Raw genomic sequence first — 13,654 nt, forward strand, 5'->3', positions numbered from 1 at the left:
CGGGCGGGCGCCGGGCGACGTGGCGGCCTCCAGCATCGCCTCCAGGTGCTCGGCCGGTACGCCCCAGCCGAACAGCGCGCCCTGGCCGAAGCGGCAGCCGGCGGCCACCACCGCGGCCAACTCGGTGCGCGTGGTCACCCCCTCGGCGATGACCTCCAGGCCGAGCTGGTGACCGAGCCGCATGACGATGTCGACCATCGGGGCGAAGGCCGGCCCGTCCCGATCCACCGGGCGGACCGGCTCGTGCTCGGCGACCAGGCTGTGGTCGATCTTCAGGATGTCGATCGGCAGGCGGCGCAGCTGACCCAGCGAGGAGTACCCGGCGCCGAAGTCGTCCAGCGCGATGCGCACGCCGGTCAGCCGCAGCGCGGTCAGCCGGCGGATCAGCTCGTCGAGGTCGGTCGCGACGGCGTGCTCGGTGACCTCCAGCACCAGCCGCTGCGGCGGCACGTGGTGCGCCCGCAGCGCCTCGGCGACCTGGACGACGTACTCCGGGGCGTGCAGCTCGCGGGGCGAGACGTTGACCGACACCCACACGTCGTGACCGTCGGCCAGCCAGCGGGAGAGCTGGTAGCAGGCCTGGTGCAGCACCCAGGCGCCGAGCTTGGCGATCATCCCGCACTCCTCGGCGAGGGGGATGAACTCGTCGGGGCGGACGTTGCCCAGCTCGGGGTGGTGCCAACGCAGCAGCGCCTCGGCGCCGACTGGGCGCACCGAGGGCAGCGAGGCCACCGGCTGGAACGCCAGCCGCAGCTCGTCACGCTCGATCGCGCCGCGCATTTCGTGTTCCACGGTGGTGCGCCGGCGCAGCAGCTGGTCGTACGCGGCGTCGTAGCGCTCGATCCGGTTCTTGCCCCGCTGCTTGGCATAGCGCAGCGCCAGGTCGGCGTGGCGCAGCAGCAGCTCGACGTCCGGCTCGCCGCCCCAGCCGGCGATCCCGATGCTGACCGAGAGGAAGACCGGCCCCTCCGGCTGGTCGTAGGCGTGGCCGAGCAGGCCGAGCAGCCGCTCGGCCACCCGGTCCGCGTCGGTCGGGCGGCCGTGCATCAGCACCGCGAACTCGTCGCCGCCGAGGCGGGCGGCCACGTCGCCGGGGCGCAGGTTGCCCCGCAGCCGCTGGCCCACCTCGGCGAGTACCGCGTCGCCGACGTCGTGGCCGCGCATGTCGTTGACGTTCTTGAAGCCGTCCAGGTCGAGGCCGAGCAGCACGCACGGGGTGCCGGCCTCGGCACAGCGGTGCAGCGCCCGCAGCAGCCCCCGCCGGTTGGCCAGGCCGGTCAGCGGGTCGGTGTGTGCCAGCTCACGGAAGTGCGCCTCGCGTTCGGCCAGCCGGCCGGCGTACCCGCGCACGTCGTGCAGGGTGAGGTACTGCCGGGCCACCAGGGCGAAGCCCTCCACGCTGCCGGCGACGATGCCGAGCGCGTCGAACCGGCCGTCCTGGAGCAGGTGGTACATCGCCGAGGCGGCCATGGCGAACATCGGGAGGATGGCGTACTCACCGTCGCGGCGGACCACGTCGTGGTCGACCTGGCCGGGCGGGTCGAACCGACGGACCGCCAGCGCGCCGGTGAACAGCCCCGCCGACAGCAGCGCCGCCCCGGTCAGCGCCACCGCCGGCCCGGCCTGGCAGAGCCCGGCGGAGACGCCGAGCCCGCCGCAGCTCACCGCGACGACGCTGGCGCCGAGTGCCACGAGGCGGTGACGCCGGGGCGGAGCGCGAAAGATCACGATCAGGGCGAGCCCGGCGGCCAGCGCCGCGCTGACGGTGGCGAGCAGGATCGGCGTGCAGGCCACCGGGGTGGCGTCGCCGAGCAGGCGGGTCGGCTCGGAGAAGAGCACCCAGCCGACGAACCAGAACGCGGCTGCCATGATCAGGCCGTCGAGCACCAGCCGGGTGGCCGCCGCGACGGTGGCGGCCACGCCCGGGAGCCGGAGCAGCCCGGCGACGAACACCAGCCCGCTCACCGCCGTACCGACCGAGACCACGTTGGCCCAGCCACCGCGCTGCCCCTGCCGGTGCGCCCAGTGCCCGCTGACGCCGAGCACCGCGGTCACCCCGACGAGCAGGCCGACCAGCGCGACCCCGGCGGCCACCGCGAGCAGCAGGTGGGCCTGCCGCTGCGGCGCTGGCCGCCGGCGGGCACCGGTGGCCAGCAGCGCGACGGCCGACGCGGCGACGAGCCCGCTCAGCACCGCTGCGGCGGCCATGCCCGGGGGAGGATGCACGCCCTCAACTGTGCCGGATGAACGCCCGACGCGGGGGACCGGGTGCGCATCTGTTGGGACACGGCGGACACGGGCGGCGGGTGCCGCCGCGGCGGTGCCAGACTGGTACGCATGCCTGAGCTGCGGTCGAAGACCTCCACGCACGGTCGGACGATGGCCGGCGCCCGGGCCCTGTGGCGGGCCACCGGGATGACCGACGACGACTTCGGCAAGCCGATCGTCGCCATCGCCAACAGTTTCACCCAGTTCGTCCCCGGCCACGTACACCTCAAGGACCTCGGCGGCCTGGTGGCGGACGCGGTGGCCGAGGCCGGCGGGGTGGGCCGCGAGTTCAACACCATCGCGGTCGACGACGGCATCGCGATGGGCCACGGCGGCATGCTCTACTCCCTGCCCAGTCGCGAGCTGATCGCCGACGCGGTGGAGTACATGGTCAACGCGCACTGCGCCGACGCGCTGGTGTGCATCTCCAACTGCGACAAGATCACCCCAGGCATGCTGCTGGCCGCGCTGCGGCTCAACATCCCGGCCGTGTTCGTCTCCGGCGGCCCGATGGAGGCCGGCAAGACGGTGGCGATCGAGGGCGTGGTGCACTCCAAGATCGACCTGATCGACGCGATGATCGCCTCCTCCAACGAGGCGGTCACCGACGACCAGCTCGGCGCCATCGAGCGGTCGGCCTGCCCGACCTGCGGCTCCTGCTCCGGCATGTTCACCGCCAACTCGATGAACTGCCTGACCGAGGCGATCGGCCTGGCACTGCCGGGCAACGGCTCGACGCTGGCCACCCACGCCGCGCGGCGGTCGCTCTTCGTCGAGGCCGGCCGCACCGTCGTGGACATCGCCCGACGGTGGTACGACACCGACGACGCCTCGGTGCTGCCCCGCGCCATCGCCGACCGGGCCGCGTTCGAGAACGCGGTCGCCCTCGACGTGGCGATGGGCGGCTCGACCAACACCGTGCTGCACCTGCTCGCCGCCGCCCGCGAGGCCGAGCTGGACTTCGGCGTGGCCGACATCGACGCGATCTCCCGGCGGGTGCCCTGCCTGGCCAAGGTCGCCCCGAACTCGCCCCAGTACCACATGGAGGACGTGCACCGGGCCGGCGGCATCCCGGCCATCCTCGGCGAGCTGGACCGGGCCGGGCTACTCAACCGGGACGTGCACGCGGTGCACTCTCCCTCGCTGGAGCGCTGGCTCGCCGACTGGGACGTCCGGGGCGGATCGGCGACGCCGGAGGCGGTGGAGCTGTTCCACGCCGCCCCGGGCGGGGTACGCACCACCGAACCGTTCTCCACCACCAACCGCTGGTCGTCGCTGGACACCGACGCCACGGGCGGGTGCATCCGGGACCGCGAGCACGCGTACAGCGCGGACGGCGGCCTGGCGATCCTGCACGGCAACCTGGCCCCGGAGGGCTGCGTGGTGAAGACCGCCGGCGTGCCCGAGGAGTGCCTGACCTTCCGCGGCCCGGCCAAGGTGTTCGAGTCCCAGGAGGCCGCCGTCGACGGCATCCTCAACAAGCGGGTCGTCGCGGGCGACGTGGTGGTGATCCGCTACGAGGGGCCGAAGGGCGGCCCCGGCATGCAGGAGATGCTCTACCCCACCTCGTTCCTCAAGGGCCGAGGGCTGGGCCGGGCCTGCGCACTGCTCACCGACGGCCGGTTCTCCGGCGGCACCTCCGGGTTGTCGATCGGGCACGTCTCCCCGGAGGCGGCCTCCGGCGGGCTGATCGCGCTCGTACGGGAGGGCGACGAGATCGTCATCGACATCCCGGGCCGGTCGATCGAGCTGAACGTGCCCGAGGACGTGCTCCAGGCCCGGAGGGTCGCCGAGGAGAAGCGCGACAGGCCGTACACCCCGGCCGACCGGCAGCGGCCGGTGTCGGCGGCGCTGCGCGCGTACGCCTCGATGGCCACCTCGGCCAGCGACGGCGCCTACCGCCGCGTCCCGGAGTAGCCGCCCCACGCGCAGCCGGGCGATCGGTCAGGAGGGGTCGACGACGCGGTCGATGACCAGCTGCGCCGCGCCCATGATGCCGACGTCGGGGCCGGTGACGACGCGCTCGATCAGCAGCGCCTGGGTGGCCAACGGCAGGCACCGCTCGTAGAGCGTGGCCCGCATGCTGGCCAGCAGCGGCTCGCACTCGGCGAGCCGACCGCCGATCGCGACGACCTGCGGGTTGAAGAAGTTGACCACCACCGCGAGGATCTCGCCGATCGACCGGCCGGCCCGGCGGGCCAGCGCCGTGGCGTGCCGGTCGCCGTCGTCGATCAACCGCATCACGCCGGTCAGGTCCTCGACCGGTACGCCCTGCTCGCGCAGCGCCGCGACCAGGGCCGCGCCGCTGGCCACCGCCTCCAGGCAACCGGTGTTGCCGCAGCTGCACAGCGGCCCCGGGTCGGCCACCACCCGACAGTGGCTGATGTCCCCGGCGGAGCCCTGGGCGCCCCGGTGCAGCCGGCCGCCGGAGATGACGCCGGCGCCGATGCCGGTGCCGGCCTTGACGTAGACCGCGTGGTCGAGTTCGGCATGGGCGGCGCGGTGCTCGCCGAGCGCCATCAGGTTGGCGTCGTTGTCCACGACGACCGGCACCTGGGTGCGCCGGGCGCAGAAGTCGCGCGCGTCGAAGCCGTTCCAGCCGGGCATCCGGGAGGGGCTGACGACCCGGCCGGTGTCGTACTGGACCGGGCCGGGGATGCCGATGCCGATGCCGCGCAGCGCACGGCCCCCGGCGGGGACGGCTTCCCGCTGGCCGGGCACCGCGGCGTCCGCGCCGGGCGCCAGCGCGGTGACCTCGTCGAGCAACGCGCCGAGCACGGCCTCCGGCCCGTCCTCGATGCGTACCGGCCGGGACCGGACCTCGACGACCCGTCCGGTGAGGTCGAGGGTGCCGAGCCGAGCGTGGTGCGCGCCCAGGTCGATCGCCCCGATCAGCGCCCCACCGGTGGGCACCGCGAGCTGGCGGGGACGCCGGCCGCCCCGGGACTTCCCGGCGCCGGCCTCCTGGAGCAGCCCCTCACTGATCAGCGCCTCTACCCGCTGGGAGACGGTGGACGGCGACAGCCCGGAGAGCCGGGCGAGATCCGCACGACTGACCGCCGCTCCGCTGGCCACCAACCGGAGCAGCTCCCGTGGGCCGCCGCGCAGGCCGTCACGCGGGGCGTCGTCAATCGTCACGCGAGGTTCATAGCATCCGAACTTCCTGCCGGCAAGCTGTTGACTTAGTTTTCCGACTCGCATTAGATGGCGTCGTTGATTCGAGATGTGTATGACTTTGTTCGGCACTCGTAGAAAGTGAGGCTGCTGTGGCACCGACGGCGACACCCGACCTCGCGGGCCGGACTGGGCGCATCCGCCCCGACCGGCCGATGGTGGCCGTCCGCGGCCTGCAGAAGTGGTTCGGCCCGCTGCACGTACTCAAGGACGTCGACCTGACGGTGGCCGCCGGCGAGGTGGTGGTCGTGGTCGGCCCGTCCGGGTCCGGTAAGTCGACGCTCTGCCGCTGCCTCAACCGCCTCGAGGTCACCAGCGCAGGCGACATCGAGATCGACGGCGAGCCGCTGCCGGCCGAGGGACGGAAGCTGGCCCGGCTCCGCGCCGACGTCGGCATGGTCTTCCAGTCGTTCAACCTGTTCGGCCACCGGACCGTGCTGGACAACGTCACGCTCGGCCCGGTACGGGTCCGCCGCGTGCCGAGGGCCGAGGCGCGTGAGCAGGGGCTGGCCCTGCTCGACCGGGTCGGCATCGCCGACAAGGCCGACCACTACCCGGCGCAGCTCTCCGGCGGGCAGCAGCAGCGGGCGGCGATCGCCCGCGCCCTCGCCATGCGGCCGAAGGTGCTGCTCTTCGACGAGCCGACCTCGGCCCTGGACCCGGAGATGGTCAACGAGGTCCTGGACGTGATGGTCTCCCTCGCCGCGGAGGGGATGACCATGATCGTGGTGACCCACGAGATGGGTTTCGCCCGCCGCGCCGCGGACCGGGTCGTCTTCATGGACGACGGCCGGATCGTCGAGTCCGGCACCCCCGACGAGTTCTTCGCCGCCCCCAGCACCGAGCGGGCGCGCGACTTCCTCTCCAAGATCCTCCAGCACTGACCCCCGAGGAGGGTGGCATGTCGTTTCTCTACACGACCTTCACACGACGCCGCGCGCTGACCGTGGCCGCGACGGCGGTGACCGTCGCGCTCGCCGCCGCCGGTTGCGGCGACGGCGGCTCCGCCCCGGCCCTGCCCGGCAAGCCCGGCGACGAGAAGGTGGCCCAGTCCGTGTTCGACGCCGCTCCGGTGGCGTCGGACGCCGAGATCCCGGCCGGCTCGACGATGGACATGATCCGCAAGCGCGGCTACCTGAACGTCGGCGGCTCGCTGGACGCCCCGCTGCTGTCCCAGCAGAACCCGGTCACCGGCGAGATCGAGGGCTTCGACGCCGACATGGCCAAGCTGCTGGCCAAGTACATCATCGGCAAGCCCGAGGTGAAGACGGTGACCATCGGCACCCAGACCCGGGAGGCGATGCTCCAGGCGAAGTCGGTCGACGCGGTCTTCCAGACGTACACGATCACCACGCAGCGGGCCACCCAGGTCGCCTTCGCCGGGCCGTACCTGACCTCCGGCCTGGCCGTCGCGGTGCGCAAGGACGAGACGGGCATCAAGAGCGTCACGGACCTGGCCGGGAAGACCGTCATCGTCGGCGCGAACACTCCCGCGGTCACCGCGCTGCCGACCGCCGCTCCCGGTTCGAAGCAGGTCGCCTTCGCCACCGACCCGCAGGCGGTGCAGGCGCTGCTGCAGAAGCGCGGCGACGCGTACGTGCAGGACTTCACCCTGCTCGCGTCCGGCGCCCAGGCGAACCCGGGGATGAAGGTGGTCGGCGAGCCGTTCACCACCGAGGCGTACGGCATCGGCCTGAACCGGGAAGACGCCCAGTTCAAGGAGTTCGTCAACAACTGGTTGCGGAAGATCCAGGCCGACGGCACCTGGGCCAAGGTCTGGGAGGGCACCCTCGGCTCGGTGGTGGAGGGCGGCGCGCCCACCCCGCCGGCGATCGGGTCCGTCGAAGGTTCCTGAGGACCCCACCCGCCATGGACGCCCTCACCGCCCACCTCGACGAACTCGGCCACGGGCTGGTCACGACGGTCCACCTGACCGTCGTGACCACCATCGGCGCGCTGCTGCTCGGCGTCGTCGTGGCGACGCTGCGGGTCTGCCCGGTGCCGCTGCTGCGCAGCGTCGGCACGGTCTACGTCGAGGTGCTCCAGAACCTGCCGCTGCTGGCCCTGCTGGTGCTCTTCGTCTTCGCGCTGCCGACGATCGGCATCACGTTCCCGCTGTTCACCTCGGCGGCCATCGTGATCGCCGCCTACGAGGGGGCGTACCTGGCCGAGGCGATCCGGGCCGGGATCAACACGGTGGGAGTGGGGCAGGCCGAGGCGGCGCGCGCCATCGGGCTCACCTTCAGCCAGTCCCTGCGGTACGTCATCCTGCCGCAGGGACTGCGCGCGGTGGTCCAGCCGATGGGCAACATCTGCATCGCGCTGCTGATGAACACCTCGCTGGCCGCCGCGGTCGGGGTGGTCGAGCTGACCCAGGCCGCCAACAACGTCAACCTCGTCGAGGCCCAGCCGATCGCCGTCTTCACCGGCGCCGGCCTCGCCTACATGCTGCTGGCGCTGCTGATCGGTCGACTCGCCGGCACGCTGGAACGAAGGTGGGCGATCGTCCGATGAACCCGAACCAACAGATCCTCTTCGACGTACCGGGCCCCCGGGCCCAACGCCGGATCCGGATCGCCACCGTGCTGGGCGCGCTCGCCGTCCTCGGCGGGCTCGCCTGGGCGGTGCACCGGTTCGCCAGCTACGGCGAACTCGCCGCCGAGCGGTGGCAGCCCTTCACCACCTGGCCGATCTGGCGCTACCTGCTCGACGCGCTCTGGGCCACCCTGCTCGCCGCCGCGGCGACCGCCGTCCTCAGCGCCACGCTCGGACTGCTGCTCGCGCTCGGCCGCCTGTCGGCGCACCGGCCGGTGCGGTGGCTGGCCGGCGCGTACGTGGAGGTCTTCCGGACCGTACCCGTGCTGCTGCTGATCTACGTGACGCTCTTCGCGCTCCCCCAGTACGGCCTGAACTTCCCGCTTTTCTGGAAGCTCGTGGTGCCGCTCGTGGTCGCCAACTCGGCGGCCTTCGCCGAGATCTTCCGGGCCGGTATCAAGGCGCTGGACCGGGGTCAGACCGAGGCCGGCCTGGCGATCGGGTTACGCCGGGGCCAGGTCATGCGGCTGGTCGTGCTGCCGCAGGCCCTGCTCCAGCTGACCCCCTCGCTGGTCAGCCAGCTGGTCGGGCTGCTCAAGGACACCTCGCTCGGTTTCGTGGTCAGCTACACCGAGCTGCTCTACAGCGGTCAGGTGCTCTCCTCGTACACCAACCTGCTGATCCAGACGTTCCTGGTAGTGGCGCTGATCTACCTGGTGGTCAACGCCTCGCTGTCAAAGCTCGCCCGCGTCCTGCAAGCCCGCAACGGTCGGTTCACCGTGCGCGGCCGGGCGGCCGAGCCGGACCCGGCCGCGCCGCTGCTCACCCGAGGAGGCACCCGGTGACCGCTCTCCCGTACGGCGAACTGGCCCGGGTGACCCGCAACGGCTTCGTGGAGAGCCGGCACTTCGGCAGCGTGGTGGTGCTCGACCCGTCCGGCGCCGTCGCGCTGAGCGCCGGCGTACCCGACGAACCGGTGCTGCCCCGCTCCACCCTCAAGCCGGTGCAGGCGCTGGCCTGCCTGACCGCCGCGGAGGCCGCCGGCGCCGGTTCGCGAGCGGCCCGGGCGCTCACCGGCCCCGCGCTGGCCATCGCCGCCGGCAGCCACACCGGCGACGACCGGCACGTGGATGTGGTCCGCGACCTGCTGGCCGCCGCCGGGCTGACCGAGGACGCGCTCGGCTGCCCGGTCGACTGGCCGGAGGACGAGGCTACCCGGGACCGGCTGATCCGCGCCGGTGACCAGCGCAGCCGGATCCGGATGAACTGCTCGGGCAAGCACGCCGCCATGCTGGCCGCGGCCGCCGCCCGCGGCTGGTCCACGCACGACTACCTGGACCCCGCACACCCCCTGCAACAGCACGCCGCCGCCACCGTCGCCCGGTTGGCCGGCACCCCGGTCACCACCGTCGCCGTGGACGGCTGCGGCGCACCGCTGTTCGGCCTGCCGCTCACCGGCCTGGCCCGCACGTTCCAGGCCCTCGCCGAGGCGGCGCCGGGCAGCGCCGAGGCGCGGGTGGCCGAGGCGATGCGCCGCCACCCAGAACACGTCGGCGGCTGGCACGGCCACCCGAACACCGACCTCATGCGGGCGCTGCCCGGGGTGCTCGCCAAGGGCGGCGCCGAGGGCGTGCTGGGGGTGGCGACCCCCGACGGGCACGCGGTCGCCGTGAAGGTGATCGACGGCAGCCCCCGGGCCACCACCGCGATCGCGCTCGCCGCCCTGGCGGCGGCCGGCGCGGCGGTCGACGACGCCGAGGAGCTACGCCGGGTGCCCGTGCTCGGCGGCGGCGAGCCGGTGGGCGCCGTCACCGCCGCCATCGAATGGACCGCGAAACCGCCCCGCACGGAGAAGGAAGACTGATGACGACATTCGAGATCTGCATCGACAGCGTCGAGGGGGCGGTCGCCGCCGAGGCGGCCGGCGCCGATCGGGTGGAGCTCTGCTCCGCGCTGTTCGAGGGCGGGCTGACGCCCAGCATCGGCACCATCGAGACGGCCCTGCGCACCGTGGACCGGATCCGGGTGCACGTCATCGTCCGGCCGCGGGCCGGTGACTTCATCTACTCGCCGGCCGAGGTCGACGCGATGGTGCGCGACGTGCAAGCAGCCGTGGCTGCCGGCGCGCACGGTGTGGTGATCGGGGCGCTGACCGCCGAGGGGGACGTCGACGTTCCCACCACCCGCAAGCTGATCGAGGCGGCCGGCACCGCCAGCGTCACCTTCCACCGGGCGTTCGACATGGTTCGCGACCCGTTCCAGGCGCTGGAGCTGCTCATCGAGCTGGGCGTGGACCGGGTGCTGACCTCGGGCCAGGAGGTGAGCGTGCTGGAGGGTGCCCCCCTCATCGCCGAGCTGGTCCGCCGGGCCGAGCGCCGCATCGTGGTCATGCCGGGCGGCGGCATCACCCCGCGCAACATCGCCCGGATCATCGAGGCGACCGGCGCGGAGGAGTACCACTTCGCGGCGCTGGTGACCTCGGATAGCCCGGCGGTGCACCGGAACCCGGCGCCGTTGATGGGCGGCAGCCTGCACCGCTCCGAGTACGAACGCTCCGGTACCTCGGGCGAGCTGGTCGGCCAGGTACTCGCCGCCGCTCGCGGCTGACACCCCACGCCGAGCCCGTACCCGCGCCCGCCCACCGGCTCTGGTCGGCGACCGGTGGTGCCGGCGGGCGCGGGCCCGGGCGGCCGGGCCCCGGCGAGCGCAGTAGCGTGATCCCCACCGGGCACCCCGGCGTGGTGGCAGTCCCGCCCGAGCGGGAAAAGGAGGAGCACCCCGGTGAAGCGGCCGACCATCGCCGATGTCGCCCGACGCGCCGGAGTGTCCAAGGGGGCGGTCTCCTACGCGCTGAACGGCCTGCCGGGCGTCTCCGAGGCCACCCGGCAGCGGATCCTCGCCATCGCCGCGGAGATCGGATTCAACCCCAGCAGCGCCGCCCGCGCCCTCTCCGGAGCCTCCGCCGAGGCGGTCGGCCTGGCCCTGTGCCGCCCGGCCCGCACCCTCGGCATCGAGCCGTTCTTCATGGAGCTGATCAGCGGCGTCGAGGCGGAACTCGCCGCCCGCTCGTACGCGCTGACCCTCCAGATGGTCGCCGACCAGGAGGCGGAGATCGCGGTCTACCGCCGGTGGTGGGGCGAGCGGCGGGTCGACGGCGTGCTGGTCTGCGACCTGCGTACCGGCGACCGGCGAGTGCCGGTGCTGGAGGAGCTGGGCCTGCCCGCGGTGGTGATCGGCGGCCCCGGCGGCACCGGGCGGCTGGCCAGCGTCTGGTCCGACGACGCGGCGGCGCTGATGGAGGCCGTGGAGTACCTGGTCGCCCTCGGCCACCAGCGGATCGCCCGGGTCGGCGGGCTGCCCGACCTGCGGCACACCGAGATCCGCACCGAGGCGTTCACCCGGGTGTGCCGGCGGCTCGGCCTGGCCGACGCGGTGACCGTGCCGTCGGACTACACCGGCGAGGAGGGCGCCCGGGCCACCCGGCGGCTGCTCAGCTCCCCGGCCCGACCCAGCGCGGTGATCTACGACAACGACGTGATGGCGATCGCGGGCCTGTCGGTCGCCCAGGAGATGGGGCTCATCGTCCCCGCCGACCTGTCCATCGTGGCCTGGGACGACTCTCCGCTCTGCCGGCTGGTGCACCCGCCGCTGACCGCGCTCGGCCGGGACATCCCGGCGTACGGCGCGCACGCCGCCCGGCGGTTGCTCGCCGTCATCGGCGGCGCGGCCGCGGGCGCGGTGCAGGACGAGCCGGCGCACCTGACCCCGCGGGGCAGCACGGCACCGCCCCGGGGCAGATGAACCACCCCGACCGCGGCGTGGTCAACGCGACGCCGACGGGAACTCCTCGAAGTACGCCTCGACCCGCTCCGCGGTGGCCGGCCGGGCCAGCGCGAAGCCCTGGCCGTACCGGCAGCCGGCCCGACGGGCGCCGTCGACCTGGGCGGGCGACTCCAGCTCCTCGGCGACGATCTCCAGACCCAGCCGGTCACCGACGTTGACCACCACGTCGATCAGTGGTCGGTGCGGCTCGCCGGCCGGGTCCACCAGCTGGGGGCCGACCTTGAGCAGGTCGATCGGCAGCCGGCGGAGCTGGGCGAGCGAGGCGTGCTCGGCCCGGAAGTCGTCCAGCGCGGTGCGGATGCCCAGCGAGCGCAGCCCGGCCAACCGGGCCACCACGGTCGGCAGCTCGGCGGCCACCTTCGGCTCGGCCACCTCGATCACCAGCCGCTCCGGCGCCACCCCGTACGCGTCCAACACCGCCGCCGTCCGGGGCACGAAGTCCGGCGCGGTCAGCTCGCGCGAGGTCACGTTGACCGCCATCCAGAGCTGCCGGCCGCCGGCGGACCAGGCCGCGAGCTGCCGGCAGGCCCGGTCCAGCACCCAGCAGCCCAGCTCGACCACGATGTCGAGATCCTCCGCCACCGGCAACAGCTCGGCGGGGAGCACCGTGCCGAGCACCGGGCTGCGCCAGCGCAGCAACGCCTCGGTGCCCACCGGCTGCCGGTCGGCCAGGTCGAGCACCGGCTGGAAGACCAGGTCGAGTTCCCCCCGGGCGACCGCGCCGGGCAGCTCCCGCTCCAGGTCCAGCCGGCGGACCAGCTGCTCCTCCAGGTAGGCGTCGTACCACTCGACCCGGTCCCGGCCGAGCTGGACCGCCCGCCGCCGGGCCAGGTCCGCCTGGCGCAGCACGTCGTCCGGCCCGGTCCCGGCGATCTCGGCCAGGCCGATGCTGGCCCGCAGCCGGTGCACCGCGCCGGGCACCTGGTACGGCCGGGTGAGCGCGGCCAGCAACCGGGTGCCCAGCGCGTACGCCAGCACCGGACCGGCCTCGGTGACCACGGCGAACCCGGTGCCGGTCAGGTCGGCGACCAGATCCCGGGGGGCGACCACGGCGTGGACCCGGCGGGCGACCTCGGCCAGCACGTCCGCCCGGACGGGGTGCCCGGGCGCGTCGGCACCGCCCCCGGATGCGTGCAGGTCGACGAGGAGCAGGGCGCCGCCCGGGGCGGGCGCGTCCCGCAGCGCGGCGAGGGCCCGCAGCAGATCGGCGCGGTCGGCCGGGTCGCCGGGCGGCGGCTCCACCGGGGCGGTCCGCGCGGCCGGGGCGACCACCCGCCGGTCGTCGGCCGCCCGCACCAGCTCGCGCAGCACGAGCGGCGGCACCACCGCGAGGGCGAGCAGCACGGCGGTCGGGTCGGGTGCCGCGCCGGAGCGCAGCTGCCAGCCGGCGGCCGCCACGACCGCGACGGCCGGGACCACCACCCGCGGCGGGACCCGCGTCGGCAGGGCCGGCGGGTCGAGGCCCGCCCGGGCCGCGCGCCACGCCCCGGCCGCGGTGAGCAGCACCCCGGCCACCAGCGGCGGTACGGCCAGCAGCGCCACCCGGCCCGGCATCGTGCCGACCGGGAGTGCGGCCAGCACGACCAGCCCGAGCAGGGTGAGCGCCGCCCCACCCCGGCACCGGGCCGCGCCGCCCCGGCGGTGTGGCCCGGTGAGCGCGGTGAGCGCGGCGACGGCCAGCCCACCGAGCGCCACCGCCGCCGCGAACCGGGCCGGCGGGCCGAGAGTGCCGCGGGGCAGCAGCAGCCACGCCGCGAGCACCAGCGCGACGCCCGCGCCGGCCGCGCCGGCCGCCTGGCGCAGCCGGACCCGGGCTGGCGGGCGGGCCGGGTGG

The 13,654-nt window shown here is 74.3% G+C and carries 11 protein-coding genes; 8 read left to right on the forward strand and 3 right to left on the reverse strand.

Going from position 1 to position 13,654, the window contains the following annotated elements:
• Positions 1-2,208: putative bifunctional diguanylate cyclase/phosphodiesterase (locus C1I99_RS20835; protein ID WP_111135902.1), on the reverse strand; the 2,208-nt coding region annotated here is incomplete at its 3' end.
• 129 nt (positions 2,209-2,337) lie between these two features.
• Here C1I99_RS20835 and ilvD point away from each other — a divergent pair.
• Positions 2,338-4,185 (forward strand): dihydroxy-acid dehydratase, encoded by a 1,848-nt coding sequence (gene ilvD, locus C1I99_RS20840; protein ID WP_111135903.1) that lies wholly within the window; start codon positions 2,338-2,340, stop codon positions 4,183-4,185.
• A 27-nt stretch (positions 4,186-4,212) separates the two neighbouring features.
• On the opposite strand, the gene C1I99_RS20845 is transcribed toward ilvD, so the two are convergent.
• Positions 4,213-5,406 (reverse strand): ROK family transcriptional regulator, encoded by a 1,194-nt coding sequence (locus C1I99_RS20845; protein WP_199562308.1) that lies wholly within the window; start codon positions 5,404-5,406, stop codon positions 4,213-4,215.
• Positions 5,407-5,597: 191 nt separating this feature from the next.
• On the opposite strand from C1I99_RS20845, the gene C1I99_RS20850 reads away from it, so the two are divergent.
• The 7 genes from C1I99_RS20850 (at position 5,598) to C1I99_RS20880 (ending at position 11,778) form a co-directional block, all read left to right on the forward strand.
• Positions 5,598-6,326 (forward strand): amino acid ABC transporter ATP-binding protein, encoded by a 729-nt coding sequence (locus C1I99_RS20850; RefSeq protein WP_111135905.1) that lies wholly within the window; start codon positions 5,598-5,600, stop codon positions 6,324-6,326.
• Positions 6,327-6,343: 17 nt separating this feature from the next.
• Positions 6,344-7,297, forward strand: coding sequence for a glutamate ABC transporter substrate-binding protein (locus C1I99_RS20855; protein ID WP_111135906.1), 954 nt, complete (start codon positions 6,344-6,346; stop codon positions 7,295-7,297).
• A gap of 14 nt (positions 7,298-7,311) precedes the next feature.
• Positions 7,312-7,956, forward strand: coding sequence for an amino acid ABC transporter permease (locus C1I99_RS20860; RefSeq protein ID WP_111135907.1), 645 nt, complete (start codon positions 7,312-7,314; stop codon positions 7,954-7,956).
• Entirely contained in the window at positions 7,953-8,822 is an 870-nt protein-coding gene (locus C1I99_RS20865; protein WP_111135908.1) for an amino acid ABC transporter permease, read from the forward strand. Before C1I99_RS20860 ends, C1I99_RS20865 begins: the two co-directional genes overlap by 4 nt.
• Positions 8,819-9,841 carry an asparaginase gene (locus C1I99_RS20870; protein WP_111135909.1) on the forward strand — a complete coding sequence of 341 codons (1,023 nt, stop codon included), beginning with the start codon at positions 8,819-8,821 and terminating at the stop codon, positions 9,839-9,841. The genes C1I99_RS20865 and C1I99_RS20870 overlap by 4 nt, the downstream gene beginning before the upstream one ends.
• The gene (locus C1I99_RS20875) at positions 9,841-10,584 is read left to right on the forward strand and encodes a copper homeostasis protein CutC (RefSeq protein WP_111135910.1); all 744 of its coding nucleotides are present in this window, start codon (positions 9,841-9,843) and stop codon (positions 10,582-10,584) included. Before C1I99_RS20870 ends, C1I99_RS20875 begins: the two co-directional genes overlap by 1 nt.
• 174 nt (positions 10,585-10,758) lie before the next feature.
• Positions 10,759-11,778, forward strand: coding sequence for a LacI family DNA-binding transcriptional regulator (locus tag C1I99_RS20880; protein WP_111135911.1), 1,020 nt, complete (start codon positions 10,759-10,761; stop codon positions 11,776-11,778).
• 21 nt (positions 11,779-11,799) lie between these two features.
• Here C1I99_RS20880 and C1I99_RS20885 read toward each other — a convergent pair.
• The coding region (locus C1I99_RS20885) for a putative bifunctional diguanylate cyclase/phosphodiesterase (RefSeq protein ID WP_233512619.1) at positions 11,800-13,654 on the reverse strand (1,855 nt) is incomplete at its 5' end.

Source organism: Micromonospora deserti, assembly GCF_003236335.1.
GTDB lineage: Bacteria > Actinomycetota > Actinomycetes > Mycobacteriales > Micromonosporaceae > Micromonospora > Micromonospora deserti.

Excerpts from the sequence above, each read along its gene's own strand:
- C1I99_RS20875 (WP_111135910.1), top strand. The coding sequence starts at position 9,841 with ATGACGACATTCGAGATCTGCATCGACAGCGTCGAGGGGGCGGTCGCC.
- C1I99_RS20855 (WP_111135906.1), top strand. The coding sequence starts at position 6,344 with ATGTCGTTTCTCTACACGACCTTCACACGACGCCGCGCGCTGACCGTG.
- ilvD (WP_111135903.1), top strand. The coding sequence starts at position 2,338 with ATGCCTGAGCTGCGGTCGAAGACCTCCACGCACGGTCGGACGATGGCC.
- C1I99_RS20850 (WP_111135905.1), top strand. The coding sequence starts at position 5,598 with ATGGTGGCCGTCCGCGGCCTGCAGAAGTGGTTCGGCCCGCTGCACGTA.
- C1I99_RS20860 (WP_111135907.1), top strand. The coding sequence starts at position 7,312 with ATGGACGCCCTCACCGCCCACCTCGACGAACTCGGCCACGGGCTGGTC.
- C1I99_RS20865 (WP_111135908.1), top strand. The coding sequence starts at position 7,953 with ATGAACCCGAACCAACAGATCCTCTTCGACGTACCGGGCCCCCGGGCC.